This is a genomic window from Streptomyces sp. NPDC029296 (genome assembly GCF_055569255.1).
Genome location: NZ_JBVHXT010000003.1, coordinates 10504 through 35026, shown reverse-complemented (window position 1 = coordinate 35026; position 24523 = coordinate 10504). Strand labels below are relative to the sequence as shown.

The window sequence follows — 24523 nt, the reverse complement described above, 5'->3', positions numbered from 1 at the left end:
TCCGCGTTCCCCGGGTTTTCACACCGGCCCCGCGCGCCGCCGTGCGCGCGTCGGGACCGCGGGGGCATCATCGGGGCGGCCGACGGCCCCGGACCCGTCGTTGAGCCGGCGTTGATCGAACGTTTTTCTGTCTCGGGCAGGCTCCTGCCCATGCACATCGACACCATGACCCCGGCCGACGACACCTGGCGGGCACAGGCCCTGTGCGCACAGACCGGGCCGGACTTCTTCTTCCCCGAGCCCGGCAGCTCGGTGCGCGAGGCGAAGCGCATCTGCGCCCTGTGCGAGCTGCGCCCGGCCTGCCTGGAGTACGCGCTCGCCCACGACGAGCGGTTCGGCGTCTGGGGCGGCCTGTCGGAGAAGGAACGCCTCGCCCTCCGGCGCGCCGCCCGCTGACCCGGCCCGGCCCGCGCGCGGGGCGTCAGCCCGCGGCGCGCGCCGCCATCCGGGCCTTGCGCGCGGCCAGCTTCTCGTCGAACTTCGAAGCCTCCGCGTTCAGCCCGCCCAGGAACAGGCCGAGTTCCTCCTGCGCCCGCAGCCCGGCGGGGCCGAGGCCGTCGATCTCCAGGACCTTCAGGAAGCGCAGCACCGGCTGCAGCACGTCGTCGTGGTGGATGCGCAGGTTGTACACCTCGCCGATCGCCATCTGCGCGGCGGCCCGCTCGAAGCCGGGGATGCCGTGCCCGGGCATGCGGAAGTTCACCACGACGTCCCGGACCGCCTCCATGGTCGGGTCGGGGGCGATCTCGAAGGCGGCCTTCAGCAGGTTGCGGTAGAACACCATGTGCAGGTTCTCGTCGGTCGCGATGCGGGCCAGCATGCGGTCGCAGACCGGGTCGCCGGACTGGTGGCCGGTGTTGCGGTGGGAGATCCGCGTGGCCAGCTCCTGGAAGGCGACGTAGGCGATCGAGTGCAGCATCGAGTGCCCGTTGTCGGACTCGAAGCCCTCGCTCATGTGCGCCATGCGGAAGCGCTCCAGCTGGTCCGGGTCCACCGCGCGCGAGGCCAGCAGATAGTCGCGCATCACGATGCCGTGCCGGCCCTCCTCGGCCGTCCAGCGGTGCACCCAGGTGCCCCAGGCGCCGTCGCGGCCGAACAGCGTGGCGATCTCGTGGTGGTAGCTCGGCAGGTTGTCCTCGGTGAGCAGGTTGACCACGAGGGCGATCCGGCCGACCTCGGTGACCTTCGACTGGCTCTTCTCCCAGGCCTCCCCGTCCTCGAACAGGCCGGGGAAGTTGCGGGCGTCGCTCCACGGCACGTACTCGTGCGGCATCCAGTCCTTGGCGACCTTCAGATGCCGGTTGAGTTCGTTCTCGACCACTTCCTCCAGTGCGTACAGGAGCCGTGCGTCGGTCCAGACGGTCGGGCTGCCGAGGTGCGGGGAAGTGATCGTCACAGGAACTCCAGGGGGACGCCGGACAGAGGGCGGGGAAGGGGACGGCCCGGCGAGCGGTGCCGGGAGCCTACGTGATCGTAGGCTACGAACCCGTAGGTTACGAAGCCGTAGGTTAAGGCGGCGGTAAAGAACCCGCTGATCAGCCCACCGGTCCCGGCCTCTCCGTGTGCCCGGCGGTCCCTGGATCCGCAGGTCCCGGGGCCGCCGGGCGGCGGTCGTCATCCGATCAGGTGTACAACTCCCGCAGGCGTACGGAGAGACAGGTGACACAGCCCTCCAGCTTCTCGAACTCGCTGATGTCGACCGTCACCACGTCATGGCCGAGATCGCTCAGCAGCTCCGCCGTCCGCGGGGCGCTCGCCGCCATCAGCAGCCTGCCGCCGCCCAGCAGCACCACGTGCGCCCCGGACTCCTCCGGCACCGACAGGAACCCCGGGAACAGCGACGGCCGGTCCACCCGCGGGATGTGCCCGATCACCGTGCCGTCGGGCAGCGCGGTCACCGCCGACTTCAGGTGCAGCACCTTGCTCACCGGTACGGCCACCACGCGGGCGCCCAGCGGCTCGAAGGCCGCCCGCAGCTGCCGCACACCGGCCGCGTTGGTGCGCCCGCCGCGGCCGACGTACACCGTGTCGCCGACCTTGAGGACGTCACCGCCGTCCAGCGTCCCCGGATCCCAGATCCAGTTCACCGAGCAGCCGAGGCTCGCCACGGCCTCCTCCACGCCGGCGGTCTCCGCGCGCCGGGCGGCGGCACCCGGACGGGTGATCAGCGCGACGTTCCGGAACATGACGACGGTGTCCTCGACGAACACCGAGTCCGGGCAGTCGTCGGCCGGTTCGACCTCGATCGTCTCCCAGCCGTGCGCACGCAGGGCCGCCACATAGGCCTCCCACTGCTCGACGGCGAGCCCCACGTCGACCTGCTCCCGCGCGATGTGCGTCACCAGGCCGTCGGCGAGGCGGGGGCTGGGGCGGCGGACGAGGGCCTTCTTGCTGGGCACGACGGGCCTTTCGTGTCGGTCGGTGCGGACGGTGGTGGCCGGCGCCGGTCACCCGGCGCCGGTCCGTCATCATGCAGCGCGCCGTGGCCAGGACCAAACCCCGGCCGCCCGGTCACGCCCGTTCCGCGAGCGCCTCGGGCGTCGTCTCCGTCGGCTCCCCTCCCTCCGCCAGCAGCCACCGCGTGATCCCGATCGACCCCAGGAACGGCAGGTCGTGGCCGGCGACCAGCAGCGCGCCCTCGTACGACTCCAGGGCCTGGGTCGGCTGCCGCACGCTCGCCATGTCGAGGTTGTTCGTCGGCTCGTCGAGCAGCAGCTGCGGCGCGGGCTCGGCGAGCAACAACGCGGCCAGGGCCGCCCGGAAGCGCTCCCCGCCCGAGAGGGTGGCCGCCTTCCGGTCGGCCCGGGCGCGCCCGTGGCCGAAGACGAGGTCCAGGCCGTCGAAGACGGCGGTGCCGTCGGGCCAGGCGAAGGACAGGGAGGTACAGGTGAGGGAAGCGGACATGGGCGCCTCGCGAGGGTGTGGGCGTTCGGGTGGACGCGTATCGGGACACCACGAGGCGGAAACCGAAGGGCCGGGCAGGAAGGGCCGCGGAAGAAGGTCCTGTGCCTGGGGGACGGCTCGGACGCCGAGGTCGTCGCACGCCGCGCACACCTCACCGGTGCGGCGCGATGTCTCGGAACCTCAGACGAGCAACGTCCTGCTCCCATCGACGGCGACAGATCCGCTGTACACCGTAGGAGGGGCGGGAAAGGGCGTCAACGCGATGCGCGGCGAGGCCCCCGGGCGGCCCCTCACGCGCGCCCGGCGCTCAGCAGGCGTCCCGCATCAGCTCGGCGAGGCCGTGGTCCAGGTCGAGCTGGAGATGCTCCAGGCCGACGGGGACCAGTTCGCCCGCCGCCTCGAGGAACCGACGTATCTCGCCCGAGCGCACGTGCACGATCGCGGTGCCCTCCGGGGCGTGGAACTCCAGCACCGTGCGGTCGTACCCGTACGGCCGCACCCGCACGTCGCCCTGGCCCTCGGGCCCCTCGAGACCGGCCGTCAGCAGCTCGCGGGAGAACGTCCAGCACACGTCGACGCCCTCCAGGGTGGCCGGCGCCGGGAAGGTCATGCGGACCGCGAACGGATCGCGCCGGTCGTAGCGCAACGTGGCGGGAATGCTCTGCATGCGCGGTGCGGCGGCGACGAGACGGGCCTCTACGGGCTGCTCGATGACGGTGGACAACGCCTTGGCTCCCTCGTGACGGCTGGACTGCGCCCGGATGCGCCCACACCCGGCACTGGGAGAGACGACGGAAACGGCCGGTGCGTGCACACCCAGACCGAGTGACCTCGGTCACCGCGTTCATGCACGCGGGCGCACGACCACCTCGGCCCGCCTCTCCCGAACCGGCGTGCGCCCGGCCCTTTGGCCGGGCGCGGTGGAGCGGGCAGCTTCGCCCCCGCAGAGGTGAACCGGCGGCCGGTCCGGTGACGTGAGCGCGCGGAAGGCGGGTACCCGTCTTCCGCCGTGAAGGAAAGGAGCGATCATGCCAGCCGGTTCCAGCCCCAAGCGCGAGCGTCAGTACGAGCACATCAAGAAGAGCGCGCAGGACCGCGGTGAGAGCACCGGGCGCGCCGAGGAGATCGCCGCGCGGACGGTGAACAAGGAACGCGCCCGCTCCGGCGAGTCCAAGACCGCCAGCCGCAGCTCGACCCAGGACATGTCGTCCGGCAAGCGGGGCGGTCAGCGGTCCGGGAACCGGGTCGGCTCGCACGGCCCGACCCGCGACCAGTTGTACAACGAGGCCAGGCAGCGCGGCATCGAAGGCCGTTCGCACATGAACAAGGAGCAGTTGCAGCGCGCGCTGGACACCAAGAAGGGATGACCCGCCGGCTCAGCCCGGGGTCTGCCGGTGGCGCTCCAGCTCGGGGGCCGTCTTCGTGGCGAGGAACTCGATGACGCGGTAGGAGCAGACGCCGGCGACCACGAACGGGTCGGTGGCGACGGTCTCCTCGATCTCGGCGCGGTTCCCCGCGACGGCCAGGATCACCCCGCCGTCGCGGGGGTTCTTGCGCCCGGAGGCCAGGAACAAGCCCTTCTCGTACTGCCGCTCCAGCCAGGCCACGTGGTCGGGCAGGAGGGCGTCCACGGCATCGAGGGGCGCGGTGTGGTTCAGCTCGAGCACGAACATGATCGCGAGGCTACCCCCGCCCCGCCGCCGGTGACCGGCGAACGCGTAGAGTCGCCCGCGTGACGATCGTCGGCATCCCCGCGGGCTGGCCCGCGACGAAGGAGGCGGCCCGCGCCGTCCAGGACGAACTGCGCGGCCGCGTGGTACTCGACGAGCCCGGACCGCCGCCCGGTACGGGCCGCGTCACCGGGGTCGACGTCGCCTACGACGACGCCCTGGACCTGGTCGCGGCGGCGGCCGTGGTGCTGGACGCCGCCACCCTGGACGTCGTCGCGGAGGCGACGGCCGTCGGCCGGGTCTCCTTTCCGTACGTGCCCGGGCTCCTCGCCTTCCGGGAGATTCCGACGGTGCTGGCCGCCCTGGACCGGCTGCCCGGCCCGCCCGGCCTGGTCGTGTGCGACGGCTACGGCCTGGCCCACCCGCGCCGCTTCGGCCTCGCCAGCCACCTCGGGGTGCTCACCGGCCTGCCGGTCATGGGCGTCGCCAAGAACCCGTTCACCTTCACCTACGACGAACCCGGCCCCGAGCGGGGCGGTACGGCCCCGCTGCTCGCCGGGACCGAGGAGGTGGGGCGCGCCCTGCGCACCCGGGACGGCGTCAAGCCGGTCTTCGTCTCCGTCGGCCACCGGGTGAGCCTGGCCGGCGCCCTCGCGCACACCCTCGCGCTGACCCCCCGGTTCCGGCTCCCGGAGACCACCCGCCGGGCCGACGCCCTGTGCCGGCGGGCCCTGCGCGAGGCGGCCCGGGACCTGACCGGCGGCAGCGGTCAGGACGCCTCGACACGCCAGGCGCCGACCTCCTGATACGCCGCGTCGTACACGGCCGAACCGTCACCGGGCTCCAGGGTGTGGTGCCGCAGGCTGCCGCCCCAGTAGCGCAGGATGCGCTCCAGTTCGCGCACCCGCTCCTGGGCGTCCGCCTGGTCGTCCACGGTCACTTCGAGCACGAACCTCACGTCCGTTCCGCCTCCTCGGGCCGCTCGGGCAGGGGCTCCATCGTCGCAGCCGGGCGGACGCGGACCCGCCGGGACCGATGCGTTCCGGTCAGCGCCGCGCCGCCACCCGAAAGGTGATCCCGGCCGCGCGCAGCCGCCCGGTCAGGGCGTCGCCCATCGCCTCGGCCGTGGTGACCTGACCGGCCGTCGGCGGCAGGTCGTCGAGGGCCAGGCACAGGGCGGCCTCGGCGAACATCTTCGCCGTCTCGTCGTAGCCGGGGTCGCCGCCCGCGACCTCGGTGTACACGCGCCGTCCGCCGCCCTCGCCGACGAACCGCACCCGGAACCAGCTCTCCGCCCGCCGCCGCGGACTCGGTCCGTCACCCGGGCGGAGCAGGTCCGACAGCCGGCGCCGGACGGGCGGCACCTGGGCCGCGACCGCCACCGCGCCGACGGCGGCGGCCCCGCCGAGGGCGACCGGCAGCCGGCGTACGGCGGCATAGTGGCGGTAGCGGAAGTCGGGGCCGTACCGCTCCAGCGCCCGCGCCGAACGGCGTACGACCTGCGGGTCGAGGGTGGGCAGCGGCAGCGCCCACGCGCCGGCCTCGGGGGCGAACCTCGGCGCGCCGGCCGGCGCCGTCACCCGGCGGCCCGGCAGCCGCGGTTCGTGCCGGGCCCGTTCCCGGGCGGCGGCCCGCATCCGCCGGACGCGGGACAGCTGGTTCAGGGCCGAGGCGAGGGTGCCGCCGGAGAAGGCGGCGTCCGCGGTCACGTAGCCGTCCACGGTCAGTGGCACGCCCTCGGGCAGCTGCCGGACCGTGAAGTACACGCCGAGATCGTGCGGCACCGAGTCGAAGCCGCAGGCGTGCACGAGGCGTGCGCCCGTCTCCCGCGCGCGGGCGTCGTGCCGGACGTACATCAGGTCCACGAACTCCGGCTCGCCGGTCAGGTCCAGGTAGTCGGTGCCGCTGTCGGCGCAGGCGGCGACGAGTTCCCCGCCGTACAGCACGTACGGCCCGACGGTCGTGGCGACCACGCGCGCCTGACCGGCGAGCGTGCGCAGACCGGCCGGTTCGCGCACGTCGGCCCGCAGGACGCCGATGCCGTCGCCGCCGGGCAGGCTCGCGCGCAGCCGCTCCAGCCGTCCTTCGTCGCGGCCGGCGACCGCCCAGCGCAGGCCCCGCGGCGCGTGCTCGGCGAGGTAGCGGGCGGTGAGCGTGCCGACGAAGCCCGTGGCTCCGAAGAGCACGAGGTCATAGGGACGGCCGGTGTCGCTGCTGCTGCTCATGTCTCCCCTTGTCTCCCCTGGTCCGCACACCCCGGCGCAGCCCGCGCCGCTGTCGGTGGCCGAGGCTAGCGTGAGAGTGCGCAGTCCGAAGACCAGTCCGGAGGCAGCGGTGGCCGCAGCCAGGAAGGCCCCGCGCCCGCGGGAGCCGGCGCACGTGCCCCGGCGGGGCCGGCGGCGCCGGGCTTCCGGCGGGCCGACACGAGCCGCGTTCACTCGTCCGGGTGGTGGCCGACGCGCGGGGCACTTGGCTAAGCGCTTGCTCGTTGAGGTCTTGTGCTCCATGGAACACGTTCTTAGCATCACCGGTGTTACAGCAGTGGTGTCACACACGATCGGGGGCTGGACGCATGACAACGGCACAGACGGCGCCGGCGCCGGGCACCGGCCCGCTCTCCGGCGTGCGCGTGGTGGAACTGGCCGGCATCGGACCGGGCCCGTTCGCCGCCATGCTGCTGGCCGACCTCGGCGCCGACGTGGTCCGGGTGGACCGCCCGGGCGGCGCGGGCCTCGGCCTCGACCCGGCCCGCGACCTCACCAACCGCAACAAACGCTCGGTCGTGGTCGACCTCAAGGCGCCGGACGGCCCTGCGCGCGTCCTGGACCTCGCCGAACGGGCCGACATCCTCGTGGAGGGCTACCGCCCGGGCGTCGCCGAACGGCTCGGCGTCGGCCCCGGGGACTGCCACGCCCGCAACCCCCGCCTGGTGTACGGCCGGATGACCGGCTGGGGCCAGGACGGCCCCCTCGCCCGGCGCGCCGGCCACGACGTCGCCTACATCGCGCTCACCGGCACCCTCGGCATGATCGGCCGCCCGGACGAGCCCCCGGCCGTGCCCGCCAACCTCCTCGGGGACTACGCGGGCGGCTCCCTCTACCTGGTCGTCGGCGTCCTCGCCGCCCTGCACCACGCGCGCGCGACCGGCACCGGCCAGGTGGTCGACGCGGCCATCGTCGACGGCACGGCCCACCTGTCCACGATGATCCACGCCATGCTCGCCGCCGGCGGCTGGCAGGACCGGCGCGCCGCCAACCTCCTGGACGGCGGCTGTCCCTACTACGGCACGTACGAGACCGCAGACGGCGCGTACATGGCCGTCGGTGCCCTGGAGGAGAAGTTCTACGCGGAGTTCCTGCGCCTGCTCGGCCTCACGGGCCTGGACTCCGCCCGCACCGACCCCACCCGCTGGGGCGGGCTGCGCGAACGGATCGCCGCCGCCTTCAAGTCGCGCACCCGGGCCGAGTGGACGGCCGTCTTCGCGGACTCCGACGCCTGCGTCGCGCCCGTGCTCGGCCTGCGCGAGGCCCCGCACCACCCGCACCTCGCCGCCCGCGGCACCTTCACCGACCACGACGGCATCACCCAGCCCGCCCCCGCCCCCCGCTTCTCCGCGACCCCCACCGCCGTCCGCACCGGCCCCGCCCGGCCCGGCGCGGACACCGCGGCGGTCACCCGGGACTGGCGCCTGCCGGCCCGCCCGACCGACGGCCCCCGCACCGGCGGCGCGGCCACCGACCGCGGCTGACCGCCGCCCGCCCCGCTCGGCCCACCCTCCCGAAAGGCACACCAGTGAGCACCGAAGCGTACGTGTACGACGCGATCCGCACCCCGCGCGGGCGCGGCAAGGCGAACGGCGCCCTGCACGGCACGAAGCCGATCGACCTCGTCGTCGGCCTCATCCACGAGATCCGCGCCCGCTTCCCGGACCTGGACCCGGCCGGCATCGACGACATCGTGCTCGGCGTGGTCAGCCCCATCGGCGACCAGGGCTCCGACATCGCCCGGATCGCCGCCCTCGCCGCGGGGCTGCCGGACACCGTCGCGGGCGTCCAGGAGAACCGCTTCTGTGCCTCCGGCCTGGAAGCCGTCAACCTCGCCGCCGCCAAGGTCCGGGCCGGCTGGGAGGACCTGGTCCTGGCCGGCGGGGTCGAGTCCATGTCCCGCGTCCCGATGGCCTCGGACGGCGGCGCCTGGTTCAACGACCCGATGACCAGCCTCGCCGTCAACTTCGTGCCGCAGGGCATCAGCGCCGACCTCATCGCCACCATCGAGGGCTTCTCCCGCCGCGACGTGGACGAGTACGCGGCGCTGTCCCAGGAACGCGCCGCCAGCGCCTGGAAGGAGAACCGCTTCGAGCGCTCCGTCGTCCCCGTCAGGGACCGCAACGGCCTGGTCGTCCTCGACCACGACGAGCACCCGCGCCCCGGCACCACCGCCGACTCCCTCGCGAAGCTCAAGCCGTCCTTCGCGGACATCGGCGACCTCGGCGGCTTCGACGCGGTCGCGCTGCAGAAGTACCACTGGGTGGAGAGCATCGACCACGTCCACCACGCGGGCAACTCCTCCGGCATCGTCGACGGCGCCGCGCTCGTCGCGATCGGCTCCCGGGAGGCCGGCGAACGCCACGGCCTCACCCCCCGCGCGCGGATCGTCTCCGCCGCCGTCTCCGGTTCCGAGCCGACCATCATGCTCACCGGCCCCGCCCCCGCCAGCCGCAAGGCCCTGGCCAAGGCCGGCCTCACCATCGACGACATCGACCTGGTCGAGATCAACGAGGCGTTCGCCGCGGTCGTGCTCCGCTACGCCAAGGACATGGGCCTGAGCCTGGACAAGATCAACGTCAACGGCGGCGCCATCGCCTTCGGCCACCCGCTCGGCGCCACCGGCGCCATGATCCTCGGCACCCTCGTCGACGAACTGGAGCGCCAGGACAAGCGCTACGGCCTCGCCACGCTGTGCGTCGGCGGCGGCATGGGCATCGCCACCGTCATCGAGCGCATCTGAACTCCCCGCGGAACCACGCTACTTCAACGGAGACGACTGTCATGACCGAGAGCACGACCATCCGCTGGGAGCAGGACGACACCGGTGTCGTCACCCTCGTCCTGGACGACCCGAACCAGTCCGCGAACACCATGAACCAGGCGTTCCGCGACTCCCTCGCCGTGATCACCGACCGGCTGGAGGCCGAGCGGGACTCGATCCGGGGCGTCATCCTCACCTCGGCGAAGAAGACCTTCTTCGCCGGCGGCGACCTGCGCGACCTCATCCGGGTCACCCCCGAGACCGCGCGGGAGCTGTTCGACGGCGGCCTCGCCGTCAAGCGCAACCTGCGCCGCATCGAGACCCTCGGCAAGCCGGTCGTCGCGGCGATCAACGGCGCGGCCCTCGGCGGCGGCTTCGAACTGGCCCTCGCCTGCCACCACCGGGTCGCCCTCGACACCCCCGGCACGAAGATCGGCTGCCCCGAGGTCACCCTCGGCCTCCTCCCCGGCGGCGGCGGAGTGGTGCGCACCGTACGGCTGCTGGGCATCGCCGACGCCCTGCTGAAGGTCCTCCTCCAGGGCACCCGGTACAACGCCCGGCGCGCCCGGGACAACGGCCTCGTCCACGAGGTGGCCGAGACCCCCGGGGAACTGATCGCCAAGGCCCGCGCCTTCATCGACGCGCACCCCGAGTCCCGCCAGCCCTGGGACACACCGGGCTACCGCATCCCCGGCGGCACCCCGGCCCACCCGAAGTTCGCCGCCAACCTGCCGGCCTTCCCGGCCGGGCTGCGCAAGCAGACCCACGGCGCCCCCTACCCGGCCCCGCGCAACATCCTCGCCGCGGCCGTCGAGGGCGCCCAGGTCGACTTCGAGACCGCCCAGGTCATCGAGGCCCGCTACTTCGTGGAACTGGCCGCCGGGCAGACCTCGAAGAACATGATCCAGGCGTTCTTCTTCGACCTCCAGGCGGTCAACTCCGGCGCGAACCGGCCCCGGGGCACCGAGCCCCGCGCGGTGCGCAGGGTGGCCGTCCTCGGCGCCGGCATGATGGGCGCCGGCATCGCCTACGCCTGTGCCCGCGCGGGCATCGACGTCGTCCTCAAGGACGTCTCGCCCGAGGCCGCCGCCAAGGGCAAGGCGTACTCGGAGAAGCTGTGCGCCAAGGCCGTGGCCAAGGGCCGTACCAGCCAGGAGAAGGCCGACGCGCTGCTCGCCCGGATCACCCCCACCGCCGAGACGGCCGACCTCGCCGGCTGTGACGCGGTCATCGAGGCCGTGTTCGAGGACACCTCCCTCAAGCACAAGGTGTTCCAGGAGATCGAGTCGGTCGTCGCCCCCGACGCGCTGCTGTGCTCCAACACCTCGACCCTGCCGATCACCACGCTCGCCGAGGGCGTCGAGCGCCGGGCCGACTTCATCGGGCTGCACTTCTTCTCGCCGGTCGACAAGATGCCGCTCGTCGAGATCATCAAGGGCGAGCGGACCGGCGAGGAGGCGCTCGCGCGCGCCTTCGACCTGGTCCGGCAGATCAACAAGACCCCGATCGTCGTCAACGACTCGCGCGGGTTCTTCACCTCCCGGGTGATCGGCCACTTCATCAACGAGGGCGTCGCCATGGTCGGCGAGGGCGTCGAGCCCGCCTCCGTGGAGCAGGCCGCAGCCCAGGCCGGCTACCCGGCCAAGGTGCTCTCCCTCATGGACGAGCTGACCCTCACCCTGCCCCGCAAGATCCGCGGCGAGACGAAGCGGGCCGTGGAGGAGGCCGGCGGCACCTGGACCGCGCACCCCGCCGAGGCGGTCGTCGACCGCATGGTGGACGAGTTCGGCCGCACCGGCCGCAGCGGCGGCGCGGGCTTCTACGACTACACCGAGGACGGCAGGCGGGCCGGGCTCTGGCCGGGGCTGCGCGAGCACTTCACCCAGCCCGGCTACGAGATCCCGTTCCGGGACATGCAGGAGCGCATGCTCTTCGCCGAGGCGCTGGACACCGTGCGCCTGCTGGAGGAGGGCGTCCTGACCTCGGTCGCCGACGCCAACATCGGCTCCGTCCTCGGCATCGGCTTCCCCGGCTGGACCGGCGGTGTGCTCCAGTACATCAACGGCTACGAAGGGGGCCTGCCCGGCTTCACGGCCCGCGCCCGCGAGCTGGCCGAGCGCTACGGCGAGCGGTTCACCCCGCCCGCGCTGCTCGTGGCGAAGGCGGAGAAGGGGGAGACCTTCACCGACGCCCGCTGAGCCCCCTCACCCGGCCCCGCCGCATCCGGCGCCACGCGCGGCCGTCCCCGCCCTACTCCTCCGCACGCGGGACGGCCGTGGCGTCCGTCCGGTCCGGCTGCTCGGCGCGAAGGGCGGCCGTGGCGTCCGCCGGCCCGGACCGGTCGGGGTGCGGGGCGGCCGTGCGGTCCGTCCGGTCCTGTTCCTCCGCGCCCGGAGCGGCCACCCCCATGGCCGCCGTGCCGTCCGCCCCGGGCGGGTGCTCCGCCGCGTCCAGCCACTGCCGCAGTTCCTCGCGCAGCGAGCGCTGGAAGGTGGTGAGCAGCGCCTGCACGACGAGCGGGTGCATATGGGCCGACAGGGACCTCACGTCCCGCGTGTCCCGTTCCGCCACGGCCTCGCGCAGCAGGTCCGACAGCTCGTGCGCCGCCGCCCGCGCGTGGCCGGTCAGGACGGTCCGCGCGGCCAGGATCGTCTCCTGCGCCAGCGGCATGTCCAGCAGCCGCACCGCGAGCCGCAGCAGACCGCAGTCCACGCGGAAGGACTCCCCGTCCCGCGTGACCACGCTCATCGCGGCGAGCCGGTCCAGGTCCTCCGCCGCCAGCCGCCGGCCCGCCCGCCGCTCCAGCTCCGCGCGGGAGACGGTCTCCACGGTGTCCGGCGCCCAGGAGGCGACCACCGCCCGGTGGATCGCCAGATCGTGCGGGCCGAGGCCGGCCGGCAGCTGCCGCAGATGCCGCTCGATCGCGGCCAGGGTCATGCCCTGCCGCTGCATTTCTTCGATCAGCTCCAGCCGGGCCAGATGGTCGCGGCCGTAGTGACCCACCCGGCGCGGACCGATCACCGGCGGCGGCAGCAGCCCCCTGGTGCCGTAGAAGCGGACCGTGCGGACCGTGACGCCCGCCCGCGCGGCCAGCTCGTCGATCGTCAGGGTCGGCTCCCCGGTGTCGGTCGTCATGTGCAGCAGTATCGCTGTCTCACCAATGGTGTGAAACCCGCCGGGAACCCGTGGCGGTCGTGTGAGAAGTACCGCTCTGTGACGTGGACCACCGCTTACCGGCCGGTCCGTCTGGGAAGCTGCTGCCTTGGTCTGTGCCGCGACACAAGGGGTGGTGCGGGCCAAGACCTGCACGAACCCCGGTCCCTCACAGGTCCGGGCGTACCAGGAAGTGAAACCACCCGTGAGCAAGGAAGCCGTGGAACCGGCACAGGCCACCACCCACCCCCAGGTGGCCCAGACGCCCGCGGACGCGGGCGACGCCGGTTACAGCAAGGACCTCAAGGCCCGTCACGTCAACATGATCGCCATCGGCGGTGCCATCGGCACCGGCCTCTTCCTGGGCGCCGGCGGACGCCTGCACAACGCCGGCCCGGCGCTCGCCCTGGCCTATCTGGTCTGCGGTGTCTTCGCCTTCTTCGTGGTGCGGGCCCTGGGCGAGCTGGTCCTCTACCGCCCGTCCTCCGGGTCCTTCGTGTCGTACGCGCGCGAGTTCCTCGGCGAGAAGGGCGCCTATGTCGCCGGCTGGATGTACTTCCTGAACTGGTCGACCACCGGCATCGCCGACATCACCGCGATCGCGCTGTACACGCACTACTGGAGCATGTTCACCTCCATCCCCCAGTGGGTGCTGGCGCTGATCGCCCTCGCCGTCGTCCTCACCGTGAACCTGATCTCGGTGAAGGTCTTCGGCGAGATGGAGTTCTGGTTCGCGATCATCAAGGTCGCCACCCTCGTGGGCTTCATGCTGATCGGCATCTTCCTGCTGGCCACCCAGCACGACGTCGGGGGCAGCAAGCCGGGCCTGAGCGTCATCACCGACCACGGCGGCGTCTTCCCGCACGGACTGATGCCCGTGGTCCTGGTCATGCAGGGCGTGATCTTCGCCTACGCCGCCCTGGAGCTGGTCGGCGTGGCCGCCGGCGAGACCGCCGAGCCGGAGAAGGTCGTCCCGCGCGCGGTGAACTCGATCATGTGGCGGGTGGGCCTGTTCTACGTCGGCTCGGTCGTGCTGCTCGCCCTGCTGCTGCCGGGTTCGGTGTACTCCGCCGACCAGAGCCCGTTCGTGACCGTGCTGTCCAAGATCGGCGTTCCGGCGGCCGGCGACGTGATGAACCTGGTCGTGCTGACCGCCGCCATGTCCTCGCTGAACTCCGGCCTGTACTCCACGGGCCGCATCCTGCGCTCGATGGCCATGGCCGGCTCGGCGCCCAAGTTCACCCGCGTGATGAGCCGCAGCCAGGTGCCCTACGGCGGCATCCTGCTGACCTGCGCCGTCTGCGTGCTCGGCGTCGGCCTGAACTACCTGGTGCCGAGCAAGGCCTTCGAGATCGTGCTGAACGTCGCCTCGCTCGCCATCATCAGCACCTGGGTGATCATCATGATCTGCCACCTGGTCTTCGTCCGCCGCGCCCGCGCCGGCCTGGTCACCCGGCCGCACTTCCAGCTGAAGTTCAGCCCGGTCACCGAGATCGTCACGGTGGTGTTCCTGCTGGTCTGCCTCGGCATGATGTGGAACGACGAGGAGGTCGGCCGCAAGACCCTGATGCTGATCCCCGTGATCGCCGTCATGCTGGTCGCCGGCTGGTTCGGCATCCGCCGTCAGGCGGCCAAGGACGCCGCCAAGGCCTCGTCCGAACTGCCCGGGTAAAGCCCGCCGCCCCCGTCGGCGGCATCCCCCGCGGTGGCGTCATGCCGGGCGCCGCGCCCGGTACGGCGCCCTCGCGGGCGGCCTACGCCTGTGCCGTCCCGGCCCGACCGCGCGGACGCGATGGGCCGGGAGGAAGCGCTGCGGCGGGCGGCCGTACCGGGCCCCCGAGGCACCGGGGCCCCGGGAGCCCGGCCCCCGGTGCCCGTGGCCGGCCGGGTCAGTGCGCGTGCACCTCGTTCGTCGCCTCGATCTTCTTCCACGACTTCGGCTGCGCCACCGCCGTACCCGTCTTCAGCAGGGCGCGGGCCGAGGGCGCGACCGGCTTCGACGGCTGGAACAGCCAGGTGTCGAACAGCGCGGCCAGCGGCTTGCCGGACACCCGCTCGGCGTAGCGCTGGAAGTCGGCCACCGACGCGTTGCCGTAGGCGTGCTCCTTCGGCCAGCCCTTCAGGACGGCGAAGAACGCGTCGTCGCCGATCTCGTTGCGCAGCGCCTGGATCGCGAGGGCACCCCGGTCGTAGACGGCGCCGGCGAACTGGTTGTCCGGACCCGGGTCGCCGGGCGCGATCGTCCAGAACGCGTCGTCGGCCGGGTGCGAGGCGTACACGTAGTCGGCCAGCTGCTGCGCGGTGCCCTCGCCCTCGTGCTCAGACCACAGCCACTGGGCGTAGCGGGCGAAGCCCTCGTTGACCCAGATGTCCTTCCAGCCCTTGACCGACACGTAGTCGCCGTACCACTGGTGGGCCAGCTCGTGCACGACCACGGAGGTGTTGGCGCCGTTCGCGAACTGCCGCGGGCTGTAGTAGACGCGGCTCTGCGTCTCCAGCGCGTATCCGGTGGTGGTGTTCGGCACGTACCCGCCGGCCGAGGAGAACGGATACGGCCCGAAGTAGCCGCTCAGCCAGTCCACGATCTCCCCGGTGCGCTCCACGCTGGCCCGCGCGGCGCCCTCGTTGTCGCCGAGGTCCTTGCTGTAGGCGTTGAGGACGGGCACCCCGCCGTCGGAGGTGCCGGTGGTGATGTCGAACCTGCCGAGCGCCAGCGTGGCCAGGTAGGTGGCCTGCGGCTTGTTCTGCCGCCAGTTGTAACGGGTCCAGCCCAGCTTCGAACCGGTCGACTGGAGCGTCCCGTTGGAGATGGCCTGGGTGCCGTCCGGGACGGACACCGACACGTCGTAGGTGGCCTTGTCGGTCGGGTGGTCGTTGCTCGGGAACCACCACCAGGCGGCCTCGGGCTCGTTGGCGGCCACCCCGCCGTCGGGGGTGCGGTGCCAGGAGGTGAAGCCGTAGGCGCTCTTCGACGACGGCACTCCGCTGTAGCGGACCACGACCGTGACCGCCGTGCCCTTGGGCAGCGGGGTCTTCGGGGTGACGACCAGCTCGTGCTCGCCGGAGGTGGTGAAGGCGGCCTTGGCGCCGTTGACCCGCACCTCGCTGACGTCCAGCAGGAAGTCCAGGTCGAAGCGGGACAGGTCCTGGGTGGTTTTCGCCAGGATCGTCGCCGTGCCCTGCAACTCGTCCGTCTTCGGCTGGTACTGCAGCCTCAGGTCGTAGTGGGAGACGTCGTAGCCGCCATTGCCGTAGTACGGGTAGTAGGGGTCGCCGATGCCCGGCGCGCCGGTGGTGTAGCTCGCGGCCGATGCCGGGATCGCCAGCAGTACGGAGGCCGCCGCCAATGCGCCCGGCGCGATGATTCTGCGGTGCACGTCAGCTCCAAGTCGTCAGGACACGGGTCCGTTCGGAAAGGCTCTGTCCGCAGCCTATTCATTGCCGGTGATCACTGCCCTGTCCATGGCACCTGCTGTCACATGATCGCCATTCAGCCGTCACGCGGCCCGGAGAGTCCTCTTCTGCGCGGGAGTTGACCGGAGTACCGTCCGCGCATGCCGACACGCACGCGCTCCGCGATCCGCAGAACGCTCGTCACCGCCGTCGCCGTCGCCCTGACGGCCCTCCTCCCCACTCCGGCCGGCGCCCGCCCCGCGCCCCGGGAGAGCACCCCCGTCTACTCCTACGACCAGGCGATCCGCGAGTCCGTATGGGTGGACACGGGGCTCGACGAGGACGCCGACGGCAAGGGCGACCGCGTCGCCGCCGACATCGTCCGGCCCGCCGAACCCGCCCGGCGGGGCCGCAAGGTGCCGGTCATCATGGACGCCAGCCCGTACTACTCCTGCTGCGGGCGCGGCAACGAGAGCCAGCTCAAGACGTACGACGCGCGGGGCCACGTCGTCCAGATGCCGCTGTTCTACGACAACTTCTTCGTACCGCGCGGCTATGCCTTCGTCGGCGTCGACCTCGCCGGCACCAACCGCTCCGACGGCTGCGTGGACATCGGCGGCCCCTCCGACATCCGGTCCGCGAAGGCCGTGATCGACTGGCTGAACGGCCGCGCCCGGGCCTACACGAGCCGTACCGGCGGCACTCCGGTGCGGGCCGGCTGGACCGACGGCCGCACCGGGATGATCGGCAAGAGCTGGGACGGCACCATCGCCAACGGCGTCGCCGCCACCGGCGTCAAGGGCCTGAAGACCATCGTCCCGATCAGCGCGATCTCCTCCTGGTACGACTACTACTTCGCCCAGGGCGCCCCCCTCTACGACGGCGGCCCCGACCGGCTCGCCGACCGCGTCGAGAGCGACGCCGCGCACGCCCACTGCGCGGCCGTCCAGCGCAGGCTGGCCGAGGGCAGCCCGCGCAACGGCGACCGAACCCCCCTGTGGACCGAGCGGGACTACGTCGAGGACGCGGCGAAGGTGCGGGCCAGCGTCTTCCTGGTGCACGGCGCACAGGACCTCAACGTCCGCACCCAGCACGTCGGCCCGTGGTGGGACGCCCTCGCCCGAGGCGGTGTCCGGCGCAAGATCTGGCTGTCCCAGACCGGGCACGTCGACCCCTTCGACTTCCGGCGCGGCGCCTGGGTCGACACCCTGCACCGCTGGTTCGACCACGAACTCCTCGGCTACGACAACGGCATCGACCGCGAGCCGGCGGCCGACGTCGAACGCCACCCCGACCAGTGGGTCACCACCCCCGTCTGGCCCCCGGCCGGCACCCGCGCCACCGTGCTGCGCCCGGCCCCGGGCCGCCAGGCCGGCGTCGGCACGCTCGGCCTCGGCCGGGCCCACGGCACCGCCGCCTTCACGGACGACCCCCGGCTGAGCGAGACCGACTGGGCCGCCCACATCACCACGGCCACGCCCGAGAAGGCGGGCTTCCTCACCGCGCCCCTCTCCCGCGCCCTCAGGCTGGCCGGGTCCGCCGGGGTGACGGTCACCGCGACCCCGACCACCCGCTCCGCCCATCTGTCCGCCGTCCTCGTCGACATCGGCCCGGACACCATCCGCGACTACGCCGACCCGGCCGAGGGCATCACCACCCTCGCCGAGCGCACCTGCTGGGGCGCGAGCACGGCCGGGGACAGCGCCTGCTTCAAGGAGACCCGGGCGAAGACGGCGGCGGTCGGCTACACCGTGGTCAGCCGCGGCTGGGCCGACCTCGGGCACCACGCCTCGGCGACGAAGGGCGTCCCGCTCACCCCGGGCAAGGCCTACACGATGACCCTCCGGCTCGGGACCACCGACCACGTCGTGCCCGCGGGGCACCGGCTGGCGCTGATCCTCGCGGGCACGGACAAGGACCTCCTCGAACCGCCGTCCACCCGGCCGACGCTCACCGTGGACCTGTCCCGTACGACGGCGAAGGTGCCGCTGGTGGGCGGGGCGGCGGCGTTCGCCCGGGCCGCGTCCGGCGGCGCGGGGGTGCCGGAGCCGACGGTGCTGGAGGGGGTGGCGCCGCCGCGGGCCGGCCTGCACGTACCGGTCGGCTGAGGGCCCGGCCGGCCCGAGGGCGGTTCCCCGCGACCCGGGGGAGCCGCCGCCCGGCCGGTCCGGACGCGGGTGGCCGGCCGCCGTGCCCGGCCGCGGGCCGTCGGGGACTGGGCCGCGGGCCGTCGTGGGCCGGGCGCGCGGTTCCCCGCCCGCGCCCGGGGAGCCGCCGCCCGGCCCGGCCGAAACGCCGCCCCTTCGCCGTGACGGCCCGCTGAGCCCACCGGGAAGCGCCGGCCCCCTTGGCCGACGACGCTCAGGCCGTCGGAAACGCCGGCCCCTCCGCGTCACGGCACTCCGGAGGTCGCGGAGGCAGACCCGCCCCTCCGCGTCACGGCGCCCAGGACCCCGGAGGGACCGGCCCGGCCCTTTGGACGAAGGCGCTCAGCCGGCCGGGAACGCCAGCTCGGCAGCCTCCCGGGCACAGCCCCAGGCCACCGTGACGCCGGCGCCGCCGTGGCCGTAGTTGTGGACCAGGACGCGCCCGTCCGGCAGGGGCCGGCGCTCCAGGCGTACCGCCTTCCGGGCCGGGCGCAGGCCCACCCGGTGGGCGAGTACGCGGGCACCGGCGACCTCGGGCCGGACTGCCGCGCAGCGGGCGACGATCGCCACGGCGGTCCCGGGGTCCGGCTCCAGGTTCCAGTCGTCCTCCTCCGCCGTGCCGCCCAGCAGCAGCCGGTCCGGCTGCGGGATGACGTACGTGGACGCGGCCGTGGAGTCGTCGACGGCGGTGAACCACTCGGTGACGCCCGGGTTCTCCACCACGACCAGCTGCCCCCGCACGGGCCGCACCGCCGGGTCGGGGACCAGGTCGCGGGCCCCGAGACCCGTGCAGTTGACCACCACGGCGGCGGGCACGGCCGCCAGGTCGGTCACCGTACGGACCTCCACCGTGCCGCCGGCCTCCTCCAGCCGCCGCCGCAGCCACTCCAGATGCACCGGCATGTCGACCACCGGCAGCCGCGCCGCCAGCCCCCCGGCCACCGTCCGCAGCCCCGGCACCCGGCCCGCCCAGGCGCCCAGCTCCGCGAGCCGGGCCCCGTGATGGACGCCGTCGACCAGGCGCACCCCGGTCTCCTCCGGCCGCGCCGCCAGCTCCCGGTGGACGCGCAGGGACTCCAGGGCCCAGGCCCCGGCCAGCCGCTCCGGTCGGATGCGGTACGGCCACCACAGGCCGCCGGCGACCATCGAGGCGGTCCGCTCGGCCGGCTCCCGCACCCACACCCGTACCCGCCGCCCCGACTCGGCCAGCAGCACGGCCGTCGTCAGCCCGACGACGCCGCCCCCGACCACGATCACTTCGTCACTCGCCTCGGTGTCCACGCCAGGACGATAGGCCCCGCCCGCGCCGCCGTTAGGATCGGCCTCCTGATGACTGCCACCCTCGTTGCCAAGAACCTCGCCGCCGGGCACGGCGACCGGCCCCTGTTCTCCGGGCTCGACCTGGTCGTCGCGCCCGGCGATGTGATCGGGCTGGTCGGCGCCAACGGCGCGGGCAAGTCGACCCTGCTGCGGATCCTCGCCGGACTCGCCCCGCCCGGGCAGGGCGAACTGAGGCTGTCCCCGCCGGCCGCGACCGTCGGCCACCTGCCGCAGGAGCCGGAGCGCCGGCCCGGCGAGACCGTCCGGGAGTTCCTGGCCCGCCGCACCGGCGTCGCCGCCGCCCAGCGCACCATGGACGAGGCCACCCAGGCCCTGGTCGACGGCGCCCCCGGCGCCGACGACGCCTACGCCACCGCCCTGGAGCGCTGGCTCGGACTCGGCGGCGCCGACCTGGAGGAACGCGCCGAGGAGGTCACCGGCTCCCTCGGCCTGGCGGTGGACCCGGACCAGCCGATGACCGCCCTGTCCGGCGGCCAGGCGGCCCGCGCCGGCCTCGCCTCCCTGCTGCTGTCCCGCTACGACGTCTTCCTGCTGGACGAGCCCACCAACGACCTGGACCTGGACGGCCTGGAGCGCCTGGAACGGTTCGTCACCGGCCTGCGCGCGGGCACCGTCGTCGTCAGCCACGACCGCGAGTTCCTCAGCCGCACGGTCACCAAGGTCCTCGAACTCGACCTCGCCCAGCGGCAGATCAACCTCTACGGCGGCGGTTACGCGGCCTACCTGGAGGAGCGCGAGGTGGCCCGCCGGCACGCCCGCGAGGAGTTCGAGGAGTACGCCGACAAGAGGGGCGCCCTCCAGGAGCGCGCCCAGACGCAGCGGTCCTGGATGGACAAGGGCGTGAAGAACGCCCGCCGGAAGGCGGGGAGCGACAACGACAAGATCGGCCGCAAGTTCCGCAGCGAGGCCAGCGAGAAGCAGGCCGCCAAGGCCCGGCAGACCCAGCGCATGATCGAGCGCCTGGAGGTGGTCGAGGAACCCCGCAAGGAGTGGGAGCTGCGCATGGAGATCGCGTCCGCCCAGCGGTCGGGCGCGGTCGTGGCGACGCTGCGGGACGCCGAGGTGCGGCGCGGCGGCTTCACCTTCGGGCCGGTGTCGCTCCAGGTCGACTGGGCGGACCGGATCGCGGTGACGGGCGCCAACGGCGCCGGCAAGTCCACCCTGCTCGGCGCCCTGCTGGGCCGGATCCCGCTCGACGCCGGGCACGCGGCCCTCGGCTCCGGTGTACTGGTCGGCGAGGTCGACCAGGCCCGGCGGCTGTTCCACGGCCCCGAGGACCTGCTCGACGCCTTCCGCGCGGCCGTGCCCGACACCGAGCCGGTGGAGGTCCGCACCCTGCTGGCCAAGTTCGGCCTGAAGTCCGAGCACGTCCTGCGGCCCGCCGAGACCCTCTCCCCGGGCGAACGCACCCGCGCCGCCCTCGCCCTGCTCCAGGGCCGGGGCGTGAACCTCCTGGTCCTGGACGAGCCGACGAACCACCTGGACCTGCCGGCCATCGAGCAGCTGGAGTCGGCTCTCGACGCCTACGAGGGCACCCTGCTGCTGGTCACCCACGACCGGCGCATGCTGGACGCGGTCCGGGTGACCCGGCGCCTGGAGGTGGCGGACGGCAAGGTGACGGAGCGCTAATCCCCGTCCCCGGCCGCCTGCTCCGCCGCCCGCTGGACCCGGCCGTGGTGGTCCGGGTCGTGGGGCGCGACGTTGCGACCGTCCGGCCGCTGGCCCACGGCCCCGTCGATCAGCTCGCGCACGATGTCCGCGTGACCGGCGTGCCGCTGGGTCTCGGCGACCATGTGGGTCAGCGTCCGGTGCAGGGTGATCTCCCCGGGCGCGCCCGGCACCCGGCCGACCGCGTCCAGGGGGAGCGCCGCGATGGTCTCGTCCGCGTGCGCGCAGGCCCGCCGGTACCGCTCGGTGATCTCCTCCCGGGTCTCGTCGGCCCGCGCCCACAGGTCCGAGTCCGGCTCGGCGCCACCCGTGATCCACAGGGGCGTACCGGTGAAGGGCCGGCCGAAGGCCGCGCCGAAGTACAGGGCCTCGGCACCCGCCAGATGCTTGACCAGGCCCAGCAGACTGGTGCCGGTGGGCGTCAGCGGGCGCCGGATGTCGTACTCCGCGAGACCGTCGAGCTTCCAGAGCAGCACGTCCCGTGCGTCCTGGAGATACACCTGAAGGTCGGCTTTGGGATCTGATCGCGTCATGCGACGAGTCTGACGACCGGATGATCCTTGTCCACGGTTTTTCCGGGGCCGGACGGGAGAGCCGCCCGGCCCCGGATGCCGTGCCGTCAGCGCTTCTTCGGGTCCAGCAGCCCCGCGCGGCGCAGGGCGTCCGCCATCGCGCCGTTGGCGGGCGCCGCGGCCTGGCGCCCGCCGCGGTCGCCGCCGCCCCGGCCCTGCCGCTGGCCCTGACCGCCGCCCTGCCGCTGGCCCTGGCCCCGGCCCTCGCCTTGTTGGCCGCCCTGCCGCTGCTGGGGCGGGCGGGCACCGCCGCGCTGCGGCCGGCCGCCGCCCTGCCCCTGCGGGGCCGCCTCGTCGTCCAGCCGCAGGGTCAGGGCGATCCGCTTGCGCGGGATGTCCACGTCCAGGACCTTCACCTTGACGATGTCACCGGGCTTGACCACATCGCGCGGGTCCTTCACGAACGTCTTGGACATCGCCGACACGTGCACCAGACCGTCCTGGTGGACACCGACGTCCACGAACGCGCCGAACGCGGCCACGTTCGTCACCACGCCCTCCAGGACCATCCCGGCGGACAGGTCGGAGATCTTCTCCACGCCCTCCTTGAAGGTGGCCGTACGGAACGCGGGACGCGGGTCGCGGCCCGGCTTCTCCAGTTCCTTGAGGATGTCGGTGACGGTCGGCAGACCGAAGGTGTCGTCCACGAAGTCGGCCGGCCTGAGCGAGCGCAGCACGCCCGTGTTGCCGACGAGGGACGCCACCTCCTGACCCGTGGTCTTCACCATGCGGCGCACCACCGGGTAGGCCTCCGGGTGCACGCTGGAGGCGTCCAGCGGGTCCGCGCCGCCCCGGATGCGCAGGAAGCCCGCGCACTGCTCGTACGCCTTCGGGCCGAGCCGCGCCACCTTCTTCAGCTCCGCGCGGGAGGTGAAGGGGCCGTTGACGTCCCGGTGGGCCACGATGTTCTCGGCGAGCCCCGCGGAGATGCCCGACACGCGCGAGAGCAGCGGCACCGACGCGGTGTTGACGTCCACGCCGACGCCGTTCACACAGTCCTCGACGACCGCGTCCAGCGAGCGGGACAGCTTCACCTCGGACAGGTCGTGCTGGTACTGCCCGACACCGATGGACTTCGGGTCGATCTTCACCAGCTCGGCCAGCGGGTCCTGCAGGCGCCGCGCGATGGACACCGCGCCCCGCAGCGACACGTCCAGGTCCGGCAGTTCCCGCGAGGCGTATTCGGACGCCGAGTACACCGACGCACCCGCCTCGGACACCATCACCTTGGTGAGCTTCAGCTCGGGGTGGTTCGCGACGAGTTCGCCGGCGAGCCTGTCGGTCTCGCGGGACGCCGTGCCGTTGCCGATCGCGATCAGCTCGACCGCGTGCTCCTTCGCCAGCCGCGCCAGCGTGGCGATCGCCTGGTCCCACTTGTTGGCCGGCACATGCGGGTGGATCACGTCCGTGGCGACGACCTTGCCGGTGGCATCCACCACGGCCACCTTCACACCCGTACGGAAACCGGGGTCGAGGCCGAGCGTGGCGCGGGTGCCCGCCGGGGCGGCCAGCAGCAGGTCCCGCAGGTTCGCCGCGAACACGTTCACCGCCTCGTCCTCGGCGGCCGTGCGCAGCCTGAGGCGCAGGTCGATGCCGAGGTGGACCAGCACCCGGGTGCGCCAGGCCCAGCGGACCGTGTCCGTCAGCCACTTGTCGCCCGGGCGGCCCCGGTCGGCGATCCCGAACCGCGAGGCGATGAGGCCCTCGTACGACGACGGGCCCTCGGTCGCCTCCTCCGGCTCCAGGACGAGGTCCAGGACCTCCTCCTTCTCCCCGCGCAGCAGCGCCAGGATCCGGTGCGAGGGCAGCTCGGTGAACGGCTCGGCGAAGTCGAAGTAGTCGGCGAACTTGGCGCCCGCCTCCTCCTTGCCCTCACGCACCTTCGCGGCGAGCCGCCCGCGCACCCACATGCGCTCCCGCAACTCGCCGATCAGGTCGGCGTCCTCGGCGAACCGCTCGGTGAGGATCGCCCGGGCGCCGTCCAGCGCGGCCTGCGCGTCGGCCACGCCCTTGCCGGCGTCCACGAACGCGGCGGCCGCGGCCGGCGGTTCCACCGTCGGATCGCCCAGCAGCCCGTCCGCCAGCGGCTCCAGGCCCGCCTCACGCGCGATCTGCGCCTTGGTGCGCCGCTTGGGCTTGTACGGGAGGTAGACGTCCTCCAGCCGCGCCTTGGTCTCGGCGCCGCGGATCCGCGCCTCGAGCTCCTCCGTGAGCTTGCCCTGCTCCCGCACCGACTCCAGGATCGCGGTCCGCCGGTCCTCCAGCTCCCGCAGATAGCGCAGCCGCTCCTCGATGGTGCGCAGCTGCGCGTCGTCGAGCATCTCGGTCGCTTCCTTGCGGTAGCGCGCGATGAAGGGCACTGTCGAGCCGCTGTCCAGCAGCTCCACCGCGGCCTTGACCTGCCGCTCCCGTACGCCGAGCTCCTCGGCGATCCTGCTTTCGATGGACCCTGCTCCGAGGGACCCGGGTGTGGTCACGTCCCGTACCGCCTTCTCCACTGGGGTTGCGCGGCAATTGTGGCAGGTGACACCGACAACCGGGGATCAGGGCGGCGCCCGGCGGCGGGGGGGGGGGGGGGGGGGGGGGGGGGGGCTTTCTCGCTCTGTGGACGAAGATCCACCAACAAACCAGAAGAAAGCCCAGAAAA

Annotated in this window: 19 protein-coding genes and 2 pseudogenes; 9 read left to right on the top strand and 12 right to left on the bottom strand. The window is 73.3% G+C overall.

Features of this window, described 5'->3' with window-relative positions:
• Window positions 1-150: 150 nt before the first annotated feature.
• The gene (locus ACZ4W9_RS03205; protein WP_467932807.1) at window positions 151-396 is read left to right on the top strand and encodes a WhiB family transcriptional regulator; all 246 of its coding nucleotides are present in this window, start codon (window positions 151-153) and stop codon (window positions 394-396) included.
• 25 nt (window positions 397-421) lie between these two features.
• On the opposite strand, the gene ACZ4W9_RS03200 is transcribed toward ACZ4W9_RS03205, so the two are convergent.
• The 4 genes and pseudogenes from ACZ4W9_RS03200 to ssgD form a co-directional block, all read right to left on the bottom strand.
• Complete coding sequence (locus ACZ4W9_RS03200; protein ID WP_467932805.1) at window positions 422-1396, bottom strand: acyl-ACP desaturase; 975 nt, start codon at window positions 1394-1396, stop codon at window positions 422-424.
• 226 nt (window positions 1397-1622) lie between these two features.
• Complete coding sequence (gene ddaH, locus ACZ4W9_RS03195) at window positions 1623-2399, bottom strand: dimethylargininase (protein ID WP_467932804.1); 777 nt, start codon at window positions 2397-2399, stop codon at window positions 1623-1625.
• A gap of 112 nt (window positions 2400-2511) precedes the next feature.
• Window positions 2512-2808: pseudogene (locus tag ACZ4W9_RS03190) on the bottom strand (ATP-binding cassette domain-containing protein); the annotation flags it as partial.
• A 403-nt stretch (window positions 2809-3211) separates the two neighbouring features.
• Window positions 3212-3628 (bottom strand): spore wall synthesis regulator SsgD, encoded by a 417-nt coding sequence (gene ssgD / locus ACZ4W9_RS03185; RefSeq protein WP_467932802.1) that lies wholly within the window; start codon window positions 3626-3628, stop codon window positions 3212-3214.
• Between the two features lie 304 nt (window positions 3629-3932).
• On the opposite strand from ssgD, the gene ACZ4W9_RS03180 reads away from it, so the two are divergent.
• A complete protein-coding gene (locus ACZ4W9_RS03180; protein ID WP_467932800.1) occupies window positions 3933-4271 on the top strand; it encodes a plasmid stabilization protein in 339 nt (112 codons plus the stop codon).
• Between the two features lie 9 nt (window positions 4272-4280).
• Here ACZ4W9_RS03180 and ACZ4W9_RS03175 read toward each other — a convergent pair whose 3' ends face one another.
• Complete coding sequence (locus ACZ4W9_RS03175) at window positions 4281-4577, bottom strand: YciI family protein (RefSeq protein ID WP_467932799.1); 297 nt, start codon at window positions 4575-4577, stop codon at window positions 4281-4283.
• A gap of 59 nt (window positions 4578-4636) precedes the next feature.
• On the opposite strand from ACZ4W9_RS03175, the gene ACZ4W9_RS03170 reads away from it, so the two are divergent.
• Complete coding sequence (locus ACZ4W9_RS03170; protein ID WP_467932798.1) at window positions 4637-5380, top strand: endonuclease V; 744 nt, start codon at window positions 4637-4639, stop codon at window positions 5378-5380.
• Here ACZ4W9_RS03170 and ACZ4W9_RS03165 read toward each other — a convergent pair.
• Entirely contained in the window at window positions 5344-5532 is a 189-nt protein-coding gene (locus ACZ4W9_RS03165) for a hypothetical protein (RefSeq protein WP_467932796.1), read from the bottom strand. The genes ACZ4W9_RS03170 and ACZ4W9_RS03165 overlap by 37 nt on opposite strands.
• A gap of 88 nt (window positions 5533-5620) precedes the next feature.
• Window positions 5621-6799 carry a saccharopine dehydrogenase family protein gene (locus tag ACZ4W9_RS03160; RefSeq protein WP_467932795.1) on the bottom strand — a complete coding sequence of 393 codons (1179 nt, stop codon included), beginning with the start codon at window positions 6797-6799 and terminating at the stop codon, window positions 5621-5623.
• A gap of 347 nt (window positions 6800-7146) precedes the next feature.
• Between ACZ4W9_RS03160 and ACZ4W9_RS03155 the strand changes: the two genes are divergently transcribed.
• From ACZ4W9_RS03155 to ACZ4W9_RS03145, 3 genes are read left to right on the top strand one after another with little or no spacing between them, the layout of a single operon-like run.
• Window positions 7147-8322, top strand: coding sequence for a CaiB/BaiF CoA transferase family protein (locus ACZ4W9_RS03155; protein ID WP_467932794.1), 1176 nt, complete (start codon window positions 7147-7149; stop codon window positions 8320-8322).
• Window positions 8323-8366: 44 nt separating this feature from the next.
• Window positions 8367-9581 carry an acetyl-CoA C-acetyltransferase gene (locus ACZ4W9_RS03150; protein WP_467932793.1) on the top strand — a complete coding sequence of 405 codons (1215 nt, stop codon included), beginning with the start codon at window positions 8367-8369 and terminating at the stop codon, window positions 9579-9581.
• A 41-nt stretch (window positions 9582-9622) separates the two neighbouring features.
• A complete protein-coding gene (locus ACZ4W9_RS03145; RefSeq protein WP_467932791.1) occupies window positions 9623-11800 on the top strand; it encodes a 3-hydroxyacyl-CoA dehydrogenase NAD-binding domain-containing protein in 2178 nt (725 codons plus the stop codon).
• A gap of 241 nt (window positions 11801-12041) precedes the next feature.
• Here ACZ4W9_RS03145 and ACZ4W9_RS03140 read toward each other — a convergent pair.
• Window positions 12042-12737: pseudogene (locus ACZ4W9_RS03140) on the bottom strand (MerR family transcriptional regulator); the annotation flags it as partial.
• A gap of 223 nt (window positions 12738-12960) precedes the next feature.
• On the opposite strand from ACZ4W9_RS03140, the gene ACZ4W9_RS03135 reads away from it, so the two are divergent.
• On the top strand, window positions 12961-14427 hold the full coding sequence (locus ACZ4W9_RS03135; protein WP_467932790.1) for an amino acid permease: 1467 nt from the start codon (window positions 12961-12963) through the stop codon (window positions 14425-14427).
• 217 nt (window positions 14428-14644) lie between these two features.
• Here the strand turns inward: ACZ4W9_RS03135 and ACZ4W9_RS03130 are convergent, their stop codons facing one another.
• On the bottom strand, window positions 14645-16132 hold the full coding sequence (locus ACZ4W9_RS03130; protein ID WP_467932789.1) for a M1 family metallopeptidase: 1488 nt from the start codon (window positions 16130-16132) through the stop codon (window positions 14645-14647).
• 177 nt (window positions 16133-16309) lie between these two features.
• On the opposite strand from ACZ4W9_RS03130, the gene ACZ4W9_RS03125 reads away from it, so the two are divergent.
• The gene (locus ACZ4W9_RS03125) at window positions 16310-18256 is read left to right on the top strand and encodes a Xaa-Pro dipeptidyl-peptidase (protein WP_467932787.1); all 1947 of its coding nucleotides are present in this window, start codon (window positions 16310-16312) and stop codon (window positions 18254-18256) included.
• 381 nt (window positions 18257-18637) lie between these two features.
• On the opposite strand, the gene ACZ4W9_RS03120 is transcribed toward ACZ4W9_RS03125, so the two are convergent.
• The gene (locus ACZ4W9_RS03120) at window positions 18638-19552 is read right to left on the bottom strand and encodes an FAD-dependent oxidoreductase (protein ID WP_467933108.1); all 915 of its coding nucleotides are present in this window, start codon (window positions 19550-19552) and stop codon (window positions 18638-18640) included.
• A gap of 72 nt (window positions 19553-19624) precedes the next feature.
• Between ACZ4W9_RS03120 and ACZ4W9_RS03115 the strand changes: the two genes are divergently transcribed.
• The gene (locus tag ACZ4W9_RS03115; protein WP_467932786.1) at window positions 19625-21265 is read left to right on the top strand and encodes an ABC-F family ATP-binding cassette domain-containing protein; all 1641 of its coding nucleotides are present in this window, start codon (window positions 19625-19627) and stop codon (window positions 21263-21265) included.
• Here ACZ4W9_RS03115 and ACZ4W9_RS03110 read toward each other — a convergent pair.
• Together ACZ4W9_RS03110 and ACZ4W9_RS03105 are read right to left on the bottom strand one after the other, a co-directional pair.
• Window positions 21262-21837: a DinB family protein gene (locus ACZ4W9_RS03110; protein WP_467932785.1), complete on the bottom strand. Its 576-nt coding sequence runs from the start codon at window positions 21835-21837 to the stop codon at window positions 21262-21264. The genes ACZ4W9_RS03115 and ACZ4W9_RS03110 overlap by 4 nt on opposite strands.
• Before the next feature lie 86 nt (window positions 21838-21923).
• Complete coding sequence (locus tag ACZ4W9_RS03105; protein WP_467932783.1) at window positions 21924-24353, bottom strand: Tex family protein; 2430 nt, start codon at window positions 24351-24353, stop codon at window positions 21924-21926.
• Window positions 24354-24523: the final 170 nt, after the last annotated feature.